The organism is Kitasatospora phosalacinea, assembly GCF_000717185.1.
Classification (GTDB): domain Bacteria; phylum Actinomycetota; class Actinomycetes; order Streptomycetales; family Streptomycetaceae; genus Kitasatospora; species Kitasatospora phosalacinea_A.
Window position 1 is genome coordinate 1 of the sequence record NZ_JNYE01000135.1, and the last position, 15,996, is coordinate 15,996.

16 protein-coding genes and 1 pseudogene are annotated in these 15,996 nt (G+C 74.7%); 5 read left to right on the forward strand and 12 right to left on the reverse strand.

All coding sequences use genetic code 11. The features are described from left to right. Positions 1 to 34: 34 nt before the first annotated feature. Positions 35 to 235, forward strand: a pseudogene (locus OO57_RS35050) (tautomerase family protein); the annotation flags it as partial. 189 nt (positions 236 to 424) lie between these two features. Further along, positions 425 to 1,162, forward strand: a complete 738-nt coding sequence (locus tag OO57_RS35055; protein ID WP_033256839.1) for a TetR/AcrR family transcriptional regulator — start codon at positions 425 to 427, stop codon at positions 1,160 to 1,162. Between the two features lie 23 nt (positions 1,163 to 1,185). Here the strand turns inward: OO57_RS35055 and OO57_RS35060 are convergent, their stop codons facing one another. Next, on the reverse strand, positions 1,186 to 1,584 hold the full coding sequence (locus OO57_RS35060; RefSeq protein WP_033256840.1) for a VOC family protein: 399 nt from the start codon (positions 1,582 to 1,584) through the stop codon (positions 1,186 to 1,188). 144 nt (positions 1,585 to 1,728) lie between these two features. Here OO57_RS35060 and OO57_RS35065 point away from each other — a divergent pair, with 144 nt between their 5' ends. Then, the gene (locus OO57_RS35065) at positions 1,729 to 2,730 is read left to right on the forward strand and encodes a helix-turn-helix transcriptional regulator (protein WP_033256841.1); all 1,002 of its coding nucleotides are present in this window, start codon (positions 1,729 to 1,731) and stop codon (positions 2,728 to 2,730) included. Between the two features lie 21 nt (positions 2,731 to 2,751). Here OO57_RS35065 and OO57_RS35070 read toward each other — a convergent pair whose 3' ends face one another. Continuing rightward, complete coding sequence (locus OO57_RS35070; protein WP_033256842.1) at positions 2,752 to 3,303, reverse strand: DUF1697 domain-containing protein; 552 nt, start codon at positions 3,301 to 3,303, stop codon at positions 2,752 to 2,754. A 63-nt stretch (positions 3,304 to 3,366) separates the two neighbouring features. Here OO57_RS35070 and OO57_RS35075 point away from each other — a divergent pair, with 63 nt between their 5' ends. Beyond that, entirely contained in the window at positions 3,367 to 3,840 is a 474-nt protein-coding gene (locus tag OO57_RS35075; RefSeq protein WP_033256843.1) for a pyridoxamine 5'-phosphate oxidase, read from the forward strand. Positions 3,841 to 3,881: 41 nt separating this feature from the next. Here the strand turns inward: OO57_RS35075 and OO57_RS35080 are convergent, their stop codons facing one another. From OO57_RS35080 to OO57_RS35100, 5 genes are all read right to left on the reverse strand, one after another. After that, complete coding sequence (locus OO57_RS35080; protein WP_033256844.1) at positions 3,882 to 4,922, reverse strand: NAD(P)-dependent alcohol dehydrogenase; 1,041 nt, start codon at positions 4,920 to 4,922, stop codon at positions 3,882 to 3,884. Positions 4,923 to 4,966: 44 nt separating this feature from the next. Continuing rightward, positions 4,967 to 5,752, reverse strand: a complete 786-nt coding sequence (locus OO57_RS35085; RefSeq protein ID WP_033256845.1) for an SDR family NAD(P)-dependent oxidoreductase — start codon at positions 5,750 to 5,752, stop codon at positions 4,967 to 4,969. Between the two features lie 69 nt (positions 5,753 to 5,821). Beyond that, the gene (locus OO57_RS35090; protein WP_033256846.1) at positions 5,822 to 6,502 is read right to left on the reverse strand and encodes a TetR family transcriptional regulator; all 681 of its coding nucleotides are present in this window, start codon (positions 6,500 to 6,502) and stop codon (positions 5,822 to 5,824) included. 103 nt (positions 6,503 to 6,605) lie between these two features. Then, positions 6,606 to 7,373 carry a hemerythrin domain-containing protein gene (locus OO57_RS35095; RefSeq protein WP_033256847.1) on the reverse strand — a complete coding sequence of 256 codons (768 nt, stop codon included), beginning with the start codon at positions 7,371 to 7,373 and terminating at the stop codon, positions 6,606 to 6,608. A gap of 211 nt (positions 7,374 to 7,584) precedes the next feature. After that, a complete protein-coding gene (locus tag OO57_RS35100; protein WP_033256848.1) occupies positions 7,585 to 8,616 on the reverse strand; it encodes an alpha/beta hydrolase in 1,032 nt (343 codons plus the stop codon). A 382-nt stretch (positions 8,617 to 8,998) separates the two neighbouring features. Between OO57_RS35100 and OO57_RS35105 the strand changes: the two genes are divergently transcribed. Then, positions 8,999 to 9,745 (forward strand): SDR family oxidoreductase, encoded by a 747-nt coding sequence (locus OO57_RS35105; protein ID WP_418909937.1) that lies wholly within the window; start codon positions 8,999 to 9,001, stop codon positions 9,743 to 9,745. A gap of 19 nt (positions 9,746 to 9,764) precedes the next feature. Here the strand turns inward: OO57_RS35105 and OO57_RS35110 are convergent, their stop codons facing one another. The 5 genes from OO57_RS35110 to OO57_RS35130 form a co-directional block, all read right to left on the reverse strand. After that, positions 9,765 to 10,007 carry a hypothetical protein gene (locus tag OO57_RS35110; RefSeq protein ID WP_033256849.1) on the reverse strand — a complete coding sequence of 81 codons (243 nt, stop codon included), beginning with the start codon at positions 10,005 to 10,007 and terminating at the stop codon, positions 9,765 to 9,767. 115 nt (positions 10,008 to 10,122) lie between these two features. Further along, complete coding sequence (locus OO57_RS35115) at positions 10,123 to 12,270, reverse strand: carbohydrate binding domain-containing protein (protein ID WP_081974186.1); 2,148 nt, start codon at positions 12,268 to 12,270, stop codon at positions 10,123 to 10,125. Positions 12,271 to 12,585: 315 nt separating this feature from the next. Next, positions 12,586 to 13,758, reverse strand: a complete 1,173-nt coding sequence (locus OO57_RS35120; protein ID WP_063737715.1) for a macrolide family glycosyltransferase — start codon at positions 13,756 to 13,758, stop codon at positions 12,586 to 12,588. Positions 13,759 to 14,023: 265 nt separating this feature from the next. Beyond that, positions 14,024 to 14,362, reverse strand: coding sequence for a P-II family nitrogen regulator (locus OO57_RS35125; RefSeq protein ID WP_033256851.1), 339 nt, complete (start codon positions 14,360 to 14,362; stop codon positions 14,024 to 14,026). Then, a complete protein-coding gene (locus OO57_RS35130; protein WP_033256852.1) occupies positions 14,359 to 15,687 on the reverse strand; it encodes an ammonium transporter in 1,329 nt (442 codons plus the stop codon). Before OO57_RS35130 ends, OO57_RS35125 begins: the two co-directional genes overlap by 4 nt. Positions 15,688 to 15,996: the final 309 nt, after the last annotated feature.

A 15,996-nucleotide genomic window follows, 5' to 3' on the forward strand; every position in this document is an offset into this window, starting at 1 on the left:
CCACCCGCCCGTCCCGCCGCCCGAGGAGAACACCGTGCCTTTCGCCAACTTCAAGGTTCCCGCCGACACCCTGACCCCGGCGCAGAAGCAGCTGATCGTCGACCGCACCACCGACCTGTACGCCGAGGTCTACGGCGAACGCGCCCGGCAGAACACCATGGTCCTGGTCGAGGAGGTCGCCGACGGCGGCTGGGGCATCGGCGGCCACGTCCTGACCACCGCCATGATCAACGGGACCGGCTCCGCTCCGGCCGATGACGCCCCGGCCACCGCCACCGGCACCCCCACCGGCACCCCCACCGGCACCCCCACCGACGCCCCCGCCGCGTAGCGGCGCCGGGCCGGTCCGGTCCCGCGCCGCCCGGCCTCCACTACGCTGGCCGGGCAGCGCGGGACCGAAGAACAGACAGGCGAGGACCAGGCCATGAGCGACGCCACCACCGGCACCACCCCCCGGGGGACCGGCGACCTGCGCTCCCGGATGCTCGAAGCCGCCGAGGACCTGCTGGCGGAGTCCCCCGACAGCGACGTCTCGACCCGCGCCGTGTGCGTGGCCGTCGGCGTCAAGCAGCCCGTCCTGTACCGCCTGTTCGGCGACAAGAACGGCCTGCTGACCGCGCTGGTCGCGCACGGCTTCGAACGCTACATCGGCCGCAAGCAGGGCCTCGCCGTCACCGACGACCCCGTCGCCGACCTGCGCGCGGGCTGGGACGACCACCTGGACTTCGCGCTGTCCAACCGGGCGCTGTACCGGCTGATGTTCTCCCCCGCGCTGCCCGAGGTGCCGGAGACCGCCGCCCGGATCTTCGACCTGCTCAAGCGGACCCTGGAGCGGTGCGCGGCGGTCGGCGCGCTGCGGATCCCCGCCGAGGAGGCCGCGCAGGCGATCCTGGCGGCCAACGTCGGCGTCACCCTCAGCCTGCTCTCCCAGCCCGAGCGCTTCGCCGACCCCGCGCTGCCGACCCGGGTCCGGGACGCGGTCTTCGCCGCCTGCCTGGACGAGTCGGCCGCCGCCCCCGCCCCCGAAGAGGACCGGCTCGCCGGGGCCGCCCGCCAACTGGAGGCCCAGCTGGAGGCCCGACCGGCGCAGCGGACCGGCCCGTTGGGCGAGGCGGAGACCGCCCTGCTGCTGGTGTGGCTGCGCACGCTGCAGCAGCAGTAGCAGTCCCCGGAGCTGACGCACCGTCAGAGCCCCTGCCTGGCCCGGGCTTCCGGCATCACCGGCGTGAAGAAGTTGACCAGGGTGCCGTCCGGGTCGCGGAGCAGCAGCGAGCGGTTGCCCCACGGGAGGGTCACCGGCCCGCTGACGAACTCCGCACCGCCGTCGGCGAGTCGGCGGTGCAGCAGGTCGACGTCCTCGACCAGGAACTCGACGATCGCGCTGCGGTTCGCGGCCGGTTCGGCCGAACCCGGCGCGAACAGCGGCACGGTGCGGACGCTGCCGATCGCCAACGTACCGGCGGGGGTGAGCAGTTCGGCGAAGTCCGGAGTGGCCCGGACGGCGGCCAGGCCGGTGGCCCGCTCGTAGAACGCGACCAGGCGGTCGACGTCGGCGGTGATCAGGCGGACGGAGACGAGGTGCATGCGGGGCTCCTGTGCGGTGTGCCGGTCCGGCGTTCCGGTCCGGCGTTCCGGTGTGCGTTCCGGTGTGCGTTCCGGTGCGGTCGACTCGACGCTAGAGGGGGTACCGGGCGGAATCCGCCCGGTACCGGGAGGAGGATGGACGGCATGACCCGACCCCTGGCCCGCGTCCTCACCCTGCTGGAGCTGCTGCAGTCCGGCGGCGTCCGCAGCGTCGCGGAGCTGGCCGAACGGCTGGAGGTGGACGAGCGCACCGTCCGCCGGTACGTCGCCCAGCTGGTCGAGCTGGACCTGCCGGTGGAGTCGGTGCGCGGCCGCTACGGCGGCTACCGGCTCGCGCCGGGGCACCGGCTGCCGCCGCTGATGCTCACCGACGAGGAGGCGCTGGCCGTCCTGTTCGGCCTGGCCGCCGCGGAGCGGGCCGGACTGTCCGCCGCCCCCGCCGCCGCGAGCGGGACGGCCGCCGCGAAGATCCGCCGGGTGCTGCCCCGTCGGCTCACCCACCGCCTGGACGCCCTGCGGGAGGCGCTGACCTTCACCGCCAGGCCCGCACCCGCCGCCCCGGAAACCGCACCCGCCACCCCGGAAGCCGCCCCCGACCCGGAGGCGCTGCTGACCGTCGCCGACGCGGTGCACCACCGCCGCCCGCTCGCCTTCCGCTACACCTCCGCGGACGGCCGCAGCGGCGAACGGTCCGTCCTGCCGCACGGGTTGGTGCTGCACGCGGGCCGCTGGTACCTGACCGGCCGGGACACCGGCGCCCGCGCCGAGCGCCTGTTCCGCCTGGACCGGCTGGCCGCGCCCCGCCCGCTGCCCGGCACCTTCACCCCGCCGCCCGGCCCGGCCCCGACCGACCGCGTCCTGCACGCCCTGGCCACCGCCCCGCACCGCCACCACGTCCGGCTGCGGATCCGGGCGGACGCCGACCGGATCCGCGCGCACTTCCCGGCCGGGCTGGCCCTGCTGGAAGGGCCGGACGCCGAGGGCTGGTCGGACGTCGAACTGCGGGTCGCCGCACTCGACTGGGTACCGGGCGTGCTGGCCGCCCTGGACCGCCCGTTCACGATCGTCCATCCCGCCGAACTCCGGACGCGCGTCACGGAGTTGGCCGAGCGGCTCGCCGAGTCGGCCCGACGCGACGGGAGTTGACCACCGGGCGGGAGCCGGCCCTCAGCCCTTGCGGGCCGCCGCGACGATCTTCCCGGTGGTGTGGAAGAAGCGCGAAGTGGCGTGCCCCCGGTACGACTTGGGGAACGCGGTGGCCGGGTTGCCGTTCAACCGGCCGTTGCGCACGTGCATCACCACGAACGCCGCGTCCGCGGTGGCGCCGATCATCTCCCAGTCGCCCTTCGGCGAGGCGACCGGCAGCGCGGCCCGGACCTCCTCCGGCAGCGGCTCGGACAGGAACAGCACGCACAGCCGCTTGTCCTCCGCGGGCTCCACCGCCGCGAACGGCTCCAGCGCGAGCAGCGCCTCGACCTCGTCGACCGTCCGCAGCAGCACCGGCACCGGGTACCCGAGTCCGGCCTCCAGCCCGGCCTCGATCCGGGCGGTCAGCGCGGCCCGGTCGGCCTCCGCGCTGCGGAAGAACACGTTCCCGCTCTGGATGTACGTCCGCACCCCCTCCAGCCCCAGGCCCGTGAACAGCTCCCGCAACCGGTCCATCTTCACGGTGCGGCCACCGACGTTGATCGCCCGCAGGAAGGCGATGTAGGTCTCCATCCGGCCGAGTGTAGGGCGCGCCGCCGACAGCGCCCGGGATCCCCGCCGCCCACGCTCCGCGCCATGACGACCTGGCAGGAGTTCGAGCAGCAGGCCCCCGACCTCGCCCCGCGGATCCGGGCCCGTTTCACGGCGCACAGGCACCACGTCCTGGCCACCCTGAAGCGGGACGGCTCACCGCGGGTCAGCGGCACCGAAGTCGACTTCCAGCGCGGCGGGTTGTTCCTCGGCTCGGTGTCCGGCGCGGTCAAGGCGGCCGACCTGCGGCGGGACGGTCGCTGCGCGCTGCACTCGAACCCGGGCCCCGGCACCGACATGCCCGGCGGTGACGCCAAACTCTCCCTGGTGGCCGTCGAGTTGACCGACCCGGCGGAGATCGCGGCGTACGAGGCCGGGCTGCCCGAGCCGCCGCCCGGCCCGTACCACGCGTTCCGGCTGGAGGTCACCGGCGCGGCGCTGACCGAGGTGGCCGGCGACCACCTGGAGATCAGCAGCCGGCGCCCGGGCGGCGGCGTCCGGGTGGTCGAACGCCGGTAGCGGCCCCCGGCCCGCGGGCGGGGGCCGCCGGCCGCGCCGCGTCAGCCGTTGGGCAGGATCACCGCCCGCCCGTTGACCTTGCCCGCCTGCAGGCGCTCGTAGGCGAGCGGCGCCTCGTCGATGCCGTACGTCTCGACGTGCACGTCGACCGCGCCGGCCCGGGCCAGGTCGAGGACCTCGACCAGTTCGGAGCGGCTGCCCCAGTACGGGGAGGTGACGGAGACCTCGTACGGGAGGACGCCGAAGCCGACCTCCAGGGTGCCGCCGCCGATGCCGACGATGGTGACGTCGCCCTCGACGGCGGCGAGCTGCCCGGCCAGGGCGGTGGTGGGCGGGGCGCCGACGAAGTCGAACACGGCCTGCGCGCCCAGCCCGGCGGTGAGTTCGCGCACCTTCCCGGCCGCCGCGCCGTCCGAGAGCACCGCCTCGTGCGCGCCGACGGCGCGGGCCAGGGCGAGCTTCTCCTCGGTGACGTCGAGCGCGACCACCCGGGCCGCGGTCATCGCCCGCAGCAGCTGGATCGCGACGTGCCCGAGGCCGCCGGTGCCGATGACGACCGCGGTGGAGCCGGGGACGAGCTTCGGCAGCGAGCGCTTGATCGCGTGGTAGGGCGTCAGCCCGGCGTCGGTGAGCGGGACGGTGCGCACCGGGTCGAGGTCGCCGAGCGGGACGAGGTGCCGCGGGTCGTCGACGACCATGTACTCGGCCATCGCGCCGGGCGCGCCCAGCCCGGGCGGCATGATGCCGAGGCTGCCCGCGCGCAGGCAGTAGTTCTCCTTGCCCTCCGCGCACTTGGCGCAGCTGCCGCAGCCCCACGGGCCGTACACGGCGACCGACTCGCCCTCGGTGAGGCCGGTGACGCCCGCGCCGAGCGCGGCGACGGTGCCGACGCCCTCGTGGCCGAGGGTCAGCGGCAGCGGGAACGGCAGCTGCTCGGCCGACCAGCTCATCACGGCGATGTCGGAGTGGCAGACGCCCGCGGCGGTGACCTTCAGCAGGACCTGCCCGGGGCCGGGTTCGGGGTCGGGGACGGTGACCACCTCGGGGTGGCCGCCGACGGTGCGGTACTGGACTGCCTTCATGGTGTGGACGCTCCTTCGCGATCGGCCCCCCGGGTGGTTACGGCTCAGCGGGCGGCGTAGCCGCCGTCGACCAGGTGGTAGCTGCCGGTGACGAAGGACGCCCGGTCCGACAGCAGGAAGGCGATCAGTTCGGCGACCTCCTCGGCCCGGCCCAGGCGCCCGGCGGGGTGCAGCGCGACCAGCTGCTCGCGTCCGGCCGGGTCGGTGTCCTTGAGCAGCGGGGTGTCGATGAAGCCGGGGCCGACCGCGTTGACCCGCACGCCCTGCGCGGCGTACTCGATGGCGGTGGTCTTGGTCAGCCCGACCACGCCGTGCTTGGCGGCGACGTACGCGGGCGATCCGGCGAAGCCGTTGGTGCCGAGGATGGAGGCCGTGTTGACGATCGCGCCGCCGCCGGCCGCCAGGATCTCCGGCAGTTCGTGGCGCAGCGAGTAGAAGACGCCGTCCAGGTTGGTGGCCAGCACCCGGCGCCACGCCTCGGGGTCGTACTCGCCGGTGGGGGCGCTCGGGCCGCCGATGCCCGCGTTGTTGACGGCGAGGCGGAGCGGTCCGAGGCCCTCGACGGTGGCCCGGACCGCGGCCTGCACCGAGGCCGGATCGGTGACGTCGAGCTGCACGGCGAGCGTCTTCGCGCCGGTGGCCCCGATGGCGGCGGCGGCTTCGCGGGCGCCGTCCAGGTTGTGGTCGGCGATCGCGACGTGCGCGCCGCGGGCGGCGAGCAGGGTGGCGGTCGCCAGCCCGATGCCGGAGGCTCCTCCGGTGACGAGGGCGGTGCGGCCGGCGAACTCCCGGTCGACGGGCTCCTGGGCGGCGGTCTCCTGGATGGTCATGGGTGGTGGTTCCTCTCGTGCGCCGCGCGGGGGTGGGCGCGGCTGGTGCTGTTCCCGGCCGACGGGTGGTCAGCGCGGGGGTTCGGCCGCGGCCAGGTCGAAGGCGCGGTCGAGCAGGGTGGGCAGGTCGCCCGCGGGGTCGCGCACCCAGGTGCGGGTGGCGGCGTGCAGGGCGGCGACGCCGAGGCCGACGGCGACGGCGGGCCGCAGGTCGGTCTCCGGGTGCAGGCCGAGCCGGGCGGCGACCAGCCGGATCGAGCGCTCCTCCTCGGCGACCGAGATCCGCCGGAACGCGGCGGTCAGCGCGGGTTCCTCGTCGATCAGCACGAACAGGTCGCGCATGCCGGGGCGGCGGTGCCAGGCGGGGTGCTCGGGGTCGGGGTCGTGCAGCCAGGCGGTGACGGCGGCGCGGTAGGCGGCGACCGGCGCCTCGGCGGCGGGGCGGGCGGCGAGCGCCTCGTTGATCCGGGTGAAGTCGGCGCGCAGGCAGTCCAGCACGGCGTCCTCGCGGGAGGCGAAGTGGCGGCTGAAGGTGCGCCGGGAGACGTCGGCGGCGTCGGTGACGTCCTCGACGGCGAGGGCGGCGAGGCCGTGCGCCAGGGTGAGGCGCAGTGCGGCGGCGGCCATCGTCTCGCGGGTGCGGCGGGCCTTGCGCTCGCGCCGCCCGGCCTCCCCGGACGCGGCCGCCCCGGGGCGGTCGGCTCCGGGGTGGCCGGCTCCGGGGCCGGGTGCGGGCTGCTCGCTGCTCATGGCCCCACCGTACTACTGAAAATGTCCCGGCGGGACATCAGTCCCGCCGGGACAGTATGCCCGGGTCGTGCTGCTCACGCCCCGGACGGATCCGGGGCGCCGGTCACTGCCCGGGCGGCCCCCACAGCCGGTCGGTGCAGCGGGCGTACGTGTCGCGCCAGTGCGGCCAGTGGCGCGCCGTCTCGTCGTCGCAGTCGGCGAGCAGCCGGTCGACCCGGGCCGGGTCGACGCCCTCCAGCAGCCAGACCAGGGCGTCGGAGGCGGACGGGCCGTCGGCGTGGCGGAGCAGGTCGAGCAGTTCCGGCAGGGTGCCGATCCGGGAGCCGGGTTGGAAGACGCCCGCCATCCGGGGCAGCAGCTGGCGCTCCTCGATCCGCAGGTGGGTCTCCACCCGGGCGGCCAGCTCCTCGACCGCGTAGGAGACCGGCCAGGCGCTGGCCGGGTCGCGGGTGGCGATGCCGACCAGGGTGGTGGTGCGGGTGAAGCACTGGTCGAGGTTGTGGTGGTCGGACTCCAGCCAGTTGAGCAGCAGCCGCAGCTCGGGGGCGAAGCGCCGCAGCACCGGCCACAGCCGGGTGTCCTGCTGCTCGTGGTGGCAGGTGACCATCGCGGTGACGAAGTCCCAGTGCCGCTTGAGCGCCCCGGCCGTCTCGGCGTCGTCGGGCTGGAGCAGGCGCAGCGCCTGCGGGATGCGGGCGAGGTCGCGGCGGACGGCGGCGTGCAGCAGGGTGAGCCCGGCGAACGGGACGGGCTCGACCGCCGGGGCCGGGACGGGGGCGGGTGCCGGCGCCCCGCCCTGCCGGGCGGCAGTGCCGTTCCCGCGCTGGGCGGGGGTGGTCGCGGGGCCGACGGGCAGCAGGTGACGGGGCATGGCGCTCTCTTCACGACGGTCTGGGCTGGCCGGAGCGGGGGCCGCGGTGCGGCGTAACCCCGGTCCAGTTCTCCGGTCCACGGCTCCAGGGTGACGGCAGTCCATCAGGGGCGAATGAACGACCGATTGATGTGCAGGTCAGAGCGCTTCTCGGCGTCCTGTGGCGGTTTTTGACGAAGCTTTGCCTTCGCCCGCGGGCGGCGGCCCGCGGTCAGTCGGCCTCCGGCCCGGCGGTGTTGGCGGTCAGCCACTCCAGCGCGGTGGGGATCACCTTCTTGAAGTCCGAGGTGAGGTGCTTGCCGCCGGGCTGCTCGTAGTACTCGACGGTGGTGGGGGCCTTGGCCCTGGCCACCCACTCCTTCACCAGCCCGGTCTCGTACGCGTTGGCGCCGCCCGCGGTGGCCAGCACCCGCACGTCGGCGGTGCCCGCGGCGACCAGCTCGTCGGGGCTGTTGGCCAGGCGCTCCTGCTCGTGGCCCTTCCAGAGCGGCGAGTCGGGGTCCCAGTAGCCGTCGATCGGCACCGCGGCCCTGAACACGTCGGGGTGCTGCAGGGCGAGCTTCGCGCTGCAGAACGCACCGGTGGAGGCGCCCATCACGGCCCAGCCGTCCCGGCCCCTGACGGTGCGGAAGTTGGCGCGGACGAAGTCCGGGACGTCCTCGGCCATCCAGGTGCCGATCCTCGGCTGGCCGGGGATGTCGGCGCACTCCAGCGCCCTGGACTCGCTGGACTCCAGGTTCTGCACCGGCATGATCATGATGAACGGGTGGGCCCGGCCCTCGGCGGCCAGCTGCTGGTCGATCTCCTGGATCGGCAGCTGGTCGTCCGTCCAGGTGTTGTAGCCCGCGCTCTGCCCGCCCGCGTACAGGGTCAGCACCGGGAAGCCGGTCCTCGCGTACTGCGGGTCGTCGTACTGCGGGGGCAGCCAGACCCAGACCTTCCCGCTGACCCCGGACTTGGCGCCGGTCAGGGTGGTCATCAGGATCGGACCGGCGTCGGTGTCGCGGGCCGTCGAGAACCGGGCGGCCGGGCCGGTCGGCATCAGCACCCTGGACGGCTTCGGCGGCGGCGCGCTGCTGCTCGCCGGGGCGGAGGGCGCGGCGGGGCTCCGGTCGGCGGAGACCGCCGCCCGGGCGTCGGACGCGCCGCCCGGGCTGCCGCAGGCGGTGAGCGGGACGGCGAGGGCGAGCAGGGCGGCGGCGGCCGCGGAGCGGCGGGCGGCGGGGCGGGGCTGCGGCAGCACGGTGGTCTCTCCGGGCGGAGGGCCGGCCCGGCAGCCGGGTGCAGGCCCTGGTCAGTGAGGGCCGGGGACGCCGCGACACTGCCACCGGCCACCCCGGGGTGCGGCCCCGGCCGCGCGCGCTGCGGCGGTCCGGACCTCCCGTGATCCTATGACGTGCCGCCCCTCGGGCCCGGTTGCGACAGGGCCCGCGACCCGCCGGTCGGCGGGGGCGGTCCAGCCGGTCGGCGGGGGCGGTCCAGCCGGTCGGCGGGGGGCGGTTCCCGCCGGTCGGCGGGGTCCGGGCCGCCCCGGAGCGGGATTGGACGATCCTCCGGCTGACGCGGCGGCCCGCCCCCGCGATCATGGGGTTCCGCGTCCGGAAACCACCCTGAGGAGTGTGCGCGTGTCCCGTCAGGTTGCCGTCGTCACCGGTGCGGGCAGCGGCGTCGGCCGCGCCGTGGCCCGCGAACTCGCCGCGGCCGACTGGCGGCTGGTGCTGGCCGGGCGCCGGGCCGGGGCGCTGGCGGAGACCGCCGCCGGGCTCGGGCCCGACCGGGTGCTGGCGGTGCCCGCCGACGTGACCGACGAGGAGCAGGTGGAGGCGCTGTTCGACGCCGCGACCGGGCGCTTCGGCCGGATCGACCTGCTGTTCAACAACGCCGGGACGTTCGGCCCGTCCGCCCCGGTCGAGGAGGTGGCGGCGGCCGACTGGCGGGCCGTGGTCGACCTCAACCTGACCGGCGCCTTCCTGTGCGCGCGGGCCGCGTTCCGCCGGATGAAGGCACAGGACCCGCAGGGCGGACGGATCGTCAACAACGGCTCGGTCTCCGCCCACGCGCCCCGCCCGCACGCGATCGCCTACACCGCGACCAAGCACGCCGTCACCGGCCTGACCCGCGCCCTGTCGCTGGAGGGCCGCCCGTACCGGATCGCCTGCGGGCAGATCGACATCGGCAACGCGGCCACCGACATGACGGCCGCGATGGCCACGGGGGTGCGGCAGGCGGACGGCCGGTTCGTGCCCGAGCCGACCATGGACGTCGCGGACGTGGCCCGCACGGTGCGGCACATGGCGGAGCTGCCGCTGGAGGCGAACGTGCAGTTCGCCACCGTGATGGCCACCGCGATGCCGTACGTCGGACGCGGCTGACGCCCCGGGGCCGCCCGGCTCACTCGTCGTGCGAGTGGCGGTAGCGCGGCCGCGGCCCGTCCGGGTCGAAGCGGTACACGCTGGTGGTGGGCCACTGCTCGCCGCGCGCCGGGTCGGGGAGCTCGGCGCGCAGCACCATCCGCAACGACGGCGGCGGCGCGCCGGGCCGGACCCGCTTGCGGTGTCCGTCCCAGCGGCCGCCGCAGAGTTCGACGTCCAGGAGGGGCGCGGGGGGCTGGAGGGTGGGGGTGGGGGTGCTCACCCGCCCGATGCTTCCAGCGGGACGGAATCCCGGCTCCCCCGGAACCGGGATTCCATCCGTTCGGGCGGTTTGGCCGCCCGGACCGTGACCTACCGGCCCCGGCCGGTCACCCGGCTCAGCTGCGCCAGGTGTCGTTGAGCGCGACCTTGCCGCTCGCCGGGACGGTCGCGGTGCGGTTGGCGCCGCTCTCCCAGGTGACGTTCCCGGCGGCGTCCTTGCGGACGTACTTGTACTGGATCGCGGTGCCCGCGTTCAGCGCCACGTCCAGCTTCCACACCGGGTAGGACGCGGCGGAGAGCGGCAGCGCCTTCGAGGTGTCCCAGCCGCCGAGTGCGGCCGCGTCGCCGACCACGTAGACGTTCTGGCCGACCGCGGTGGTGGCGTTGACCGCGAAGGAGGCGCCGCTGCCGACCGACGGGGAGGAGGACGCGGACGCCGAGGCCGAGGCGGACGGGGAGGCGGTGGCGGTGGCGCACGGGTCGCCGGAGCCGGTCGCGCCGCCCTTGACGGTGACGTTCCCGGTGCCCAGGGCGTAGTTGTTGCCGCCGTTGTTGTCCCAGGTGCCGTTGCCGTTGTTGAAGGTGGCGGCCAGGCCGGTGGCGGTGCCGAGGCTGACGGTCTTCTTCACCCAGCCGGTGCAGGCCGCCTCCATGGCCACGCCGGGGACGGTGGTCCAGGTGCCGCCGGTGGGCGCGTAGTGCAGGTCGTAGGCCGACCAGTTCTTGTCCGTCGAGTAGAAGACGGTGGCGGTGTTGCCGCTGCCGGTCGGGGAGCCGGACGGCGAGGCGGACGCGGAGGCGGAGGCCGACGGGGTCGGGGTCGGGGTCGCGGTGGAGCCGCCGCCCGCGCCGACGTACAGGGCGACCGCGTCGCCCGCGCCGACGGTGGCGGTGAACTTGCCGTCCGGTCCGACGGTGTAGGTCGGGCCGGTGCAGCCGCCGTTCACCGGGTCGCCGTGCTGGACGTCGCAGTAGGTGCCGGCCGGCAGCGAGGTCTGGAAGGTCTGGGTGAGCGGGCCGGACTCCCGGTTGATCGCCACGTAGCCCTTGCTGCCGCGGCCGAAGCCGATCGCGTTGTTGCCGTTGGACCACCAGTTGGTCATGCCGGTGCCGGAGACCGCGTTGCGGAAGCCGACCATGTTGGCGACCTGGCGCCAGGCGTGGGTGCAGTTCCAGCCGTCCTGGTAGCAGGCGTTGACCGCACCGCCGTTGGGCGGGCCGTCGTCGTTGCTGCTGAACGCGTAGCCGGAGTAGACGTTCGGCGAGCCGTACGGGTTGGCCAGCATGAAGACGTTGGCCAGCGTGTAGGCGGAGCCGTACTTGTAGGTCAGGGTGGAGCCGTTGCGCTCGGTGTCCCAGTTGTCGACGAAGGTGCGGGCCTGGGCGGAGCCGAGCAGGCCGCTGCCCCAGCTCTGCAGGTCGGCGATCCGGCCGCCGTTGAAGGCGCTCTTCAGCCAGGTCGCGGAGCGGAACTCGTCGACGTCGCCGTTGCCGGTGTACTCGGAGGGCTGGACGGCCTCGCCCGCGCCGTAGATGACCTCCTGCACCCAGTAGGCGTCGGGGTTGCTCACCTTCGACTTGATGGCGGCCAGGTCGCTCGCGGCGATGTGCTTGGCGGCGTCGATCCGGAAGCCGTCGACGCCCAGGGTGAGCAGGTCGTTCAGGTAGTTGGCGATGGTCTGCTGGACGTAGCCGGAGCCGGTGTTGAGGTCGGAGAGGCCGACCAGCTCGCAGTTCTGGACGTTGGAGCGGTCGCCGTAGTTGCTGATCTGCGTCCGGCAGGAGTGGAAGTCCTGGTCCTGGAAGTAGCCCGGGTAGTTGTACTTGCCGTAGGTGGTGCCGCCGGTGCCGGTGCCGCTGCCCGCGCTCATGTGGTTGACCACCGCGTCGGCGATCACCTTGACGCCCGCGGCGTGGCAGGTGTTCACCATGTTCTGGAACGAGGCGCGGTCGCCGAGCCGGCCCGCGATCTTGTAGCTGACGGGCTGGTAGGAGGTCCACCACTGGCCGCCCTGGATGTGCTCCTGGGCCGGGGAGACCTCGACGAAGCCGTAGCCCTCGGGGCCGAGGGTGTCGGTGCAGGCCCTGGCCACCGAGTCGAACTTCCACTCGAACAGGGTGGCGGTGACGTCCTTGCCGCCCGGCGGGGTGGCGGTGGCGGTGGGCGCGAGCGTGAGCCCGGCGCCGACCGAGAGGCCGAGCGCCGCGAGTGCGGTGGTGGCGGCGGCGAGGCGCCTTCTGCGGGCGGGGGCGGAGGTGGGCAAGGGAGCGCTCCTGGGGGGAGGCCCGGGCCGCGGACGCAGGTCGCGGAACGGGGGGCGGCAGGGTGGGGGGCCGCGACGGCGGGGGGGGGGTGCCGTCAGCGCGACGGGGGGAGGGTCGCTACTGCAAGGACGCTGCAAGAGCGTTGAAACTTGCTGGAAACTTGCAGTGGCATGACCATAGGGTCCGCCCGGACGCCCGTCAAGGGAGGTTGCACGCCCGTGACCTGCCCTTGATCCCCCCGGAAACGGGAGCGCCGGTCCGCCGCTGACAGTTCGTCAGCGGCGGACCGGCGCTCCCGGCGCGGCCGCGGCGGCTCAGCCCAGCTGCTGCTCGATCAGGTCGCAGGCGCGGGCGGTGCCGCCCTCGGACGCCGCCCGCGCGCGCAGCTCCCGCGAGCGGGCCGCCACCCGCGGGTCGCCGACCAGCTCGGCCAGCGCCGCCCGCAGCGCCTGCGGCGTGGCGTCCGCGGTGTCGATCCGGCGGGCCACGCCGAGCTCGACCAGCCGGTCGGCGTTCATGAACTGCTCGGCGGCCTGCGGCACCGCGATCATCGGCACCCCGGCGAGCAGGCCCTCGCCGCAGCCGCCCATCCCGGCGTGCGTGACGAAGGCGTCGGCCTGCTCCAGCACCGCCCGCTGCGGCACCCAGGGGTGCACCTCGACGCCGGGCGGGACCTCGCCGAGCTCCGCCGGGTCGGTGTGCCTGCCGATCTGCAGCACCAGGTGCCAGCCGGGGAGGCCGCCGAAGGCGGCCAGGCAGTTGCGGTAGAACTCGGGCTGCCGGGTGTACGCCGAGCCGAGCGAGACCAGCAGCACCTTCTCCGCCCCGGCCGGGCGCCGCCAACTGCCCTGCTCGGCCCGCAGGTCGAAGCAGGGGCCGACGAAGTCCACCGCCTTCCGGTCGACCCGGTCGGCGTGCGGCTGCATCGCCTCGGTGATCATCGCGACGGCCCGGACGGGCCGCCCGGAGAACTCGTCCACGTCCGTCGTGGTGGCGCCGTTGCCCGCCAGCCACCGGGCGAAGCGGTCGAAGTAGGCGTCGGCTCCGGGCAGCTGCCGCAGCTGGGCGCCGACCTCCTCCTGGTAGCCGTCCCACCCGACGAGCGTCGGCGAGAGCTGGACGACCGGCCTGCCCTGGGCCTCGGCCAGGGCCCGGGCCGCGTAGGCGCCGATGTCGTACAGGTAGAGGTCGGCCGGGTCGGCGTCGTAGTGGGCGTGCAGCCGGGGCAGCAGGGCGATCGCGTCCTCCAGGAAGACGCGCATGGCGCCGATCGCGTCCTCCGGCCAGTCGTGGTCGGCGACCGGCAGGGTGGAAGGGTACGGGACGAGCTCGGCGCCGGTGGGGGCGATCAGTTCGGCGACCGCGGGGTCGTTGGCGTACGTCACCCGGTGGCCGCGGGCGACCAGCTCGCGGATCACCTCCAGGCTGGGGCGGACGTGGCTGACGGCCGGGATGCCGACCATGGCGATGTGGGCACGACGGGTCATGCGGAGAGCACCTGCTTCCGTTCTACGGGGGCGTGGACGAGACACCGCGCCGCCGGGGCGCCGTCGAAGGGCGCGCGGGCGGGCGGGACGCACGGGCTCGGGGCACTGCCCCGGCCGCGTCAGCCGTAGATCTGCTGGAAGGAGGACACACCGGGACCCTAACCCGGAACCGCCCGCCCCGCATCCGATTAACGGGCGCGCCGGAGGACGGCGGCGGCCCCCGGGAGGCGGAACCCCCGGGGGCCGCAGGAGCATTGACGTACCGTCAGACCGCGTCCGGCCCGCGCTCGCCGGTGCGGACCCGGACGATGCCGTCCACCGGCACCACCCAGACCTTGCCGTCGCCGATCTTCCCGGTCCGGGCGGCGACCACGATCGCGTCGGTGACCCGCTCGGCGTCCTCGTCCTCCACCACCACCTCGATCCGGACCTTCGGCACCAGGTCGATCCGGTACTCCGCACCGCGGTACACCTCGGTGTGGCCGTGCTGCCGCCCGTAGCCGCTGGCCTCGGTGACGGTCAGGCCGTGCACGCCGAGTTCCTGCAGCGCGGTCTTGACCTCGTCCAGCTTGAACGGCTTGACGACGGCGGTGATCAGCTTCATGCGGAGCGGGTCCTGTCGGAGGCGGGCGCACCGTGCGGGTGCACACTGGCGTGGGCGGTGGCGGAGCCGTGGCCCAGGACGCCGTGATCGTACGCGTTCTCGGCGTGCACGGCGAGGTCCAGGCCGGTGAGTTCGTGCTCGGGCGCGGCCCGGAAGCCCATCACCCGGTCGATCGCCCGGCCGATGCCGTACGTCATGCCGAACGCGTACCCGGCGACCACCAGCACCGCGACCAGCTGCTTGCAGAGCTGGCCGAGGCCGCCGCCGTGCAGCAGTCCGGCGGGGCCGCCGGTCATCACGGCGGTGGCGAACAGGCCGATCAGCACGGTGCCGAGGACGCCCGCGACGAAGTGCACGCCGACCACGTCGAGCGAGTCGTCGTAGCCGAGGCGGAACTTCCAGCTGACGGCGTAGCAGCAGACCACGCCGGCGGCCAGGCCGATCACCAGGGCGCCGAACAGGTCGACGCTGCCGCAGGAGGGGGTGACGGCGACCAGTCCGGCGACCGCGCCGGAGGCGGCGCCGAGGGTGGTGGCGTGGCCGTCGCGCTTCTTCTCGACCACCAGCCAGCCGAGCAGGCCCGCGCAGCCCGCCGCCTGGGTGTTGAGGACGGCGGCGGCGGCCAGGCCGTTGGCGCCCATCGCGGAGCCGCCGTTGAAGCCGAACCAGCCGAACCAGAGCAGGCCGGCGCCGAGCAGTACCAGCGGCAGGTTGTGCGGGCGCATCGCCTCCTTCTTGAAGCCGAGGCGCGGGCCGAGCAGCAGGGCCAGGGCGAGGCCGCTGGCGCCGCAGTTGACCTCGACGACGGTGCCGCCCGCGAAGTCGAGGGCGCCGAGGTGGTGGAGGATCCAGCCGTCGGGGGCGAACACCCAGTGCGCGACCGGGACGTAGACCAGCAGCGTCCACACCGCGGTGAAGGCGACCCAGGAGCCGAACTTGGCGCGGTCGGCGATGGCGCCGGAGATCAGCGCGGCGGTGATGATCGCGAAGGTCAGCTGGAAGGTCGCGAACAGCAGGGTGGGGACGTCCCCGGTGAGGCTGTGCGGGGTGATCCCGGCCATGCCGAGGTGGTCGAGCGAGCCGATCAGGCCCCAGCCCGCGTCCTCGCCGAAGGCCAGCGAGTAGCCGGCCAGCAGCCAGACCACGGTGACCACGGCGATCGACACGAAGCTCATCATGATCATGTTGAGCACGCTCTTGGTGCGCACCATGCCGCCGTAGAACAGCGCGAGGCCCGGCGTCATCAGCAGCACGAGCGCGGTGCAGGCCAGCAGCCAGGCGGTGTCGCCGCTGTCCAGGGTGGGTGGGGAGTCAGCGAGGAGCATGCGGGGAGTGTCGCCGGGCCGGATTTCGCGCCGTCGTCGGCGGTGTTTCGGGGGTGTTTCGTGTTGCCCGGGGGTTTCCGGGATCTCACCGTTCGGACACCCGGGAACGGCGGCGCGCCGGGACGCGCCGGGGCCCGGCAGCCGGTGTGGTGCGGCTGCCGGGCCCCGGCCCGGGGTGGGTCAGCCGGTCTGGACGGCGGTGTCGTCGATCACGAAGGAGGTCTGCAGCGAGGAGTCCTCGACCGCGTTGAACTTCACCGTGACGCTCTGGCCCGCGTAGGCCGACAGGTCGATGCTCTTCTGGGCGTA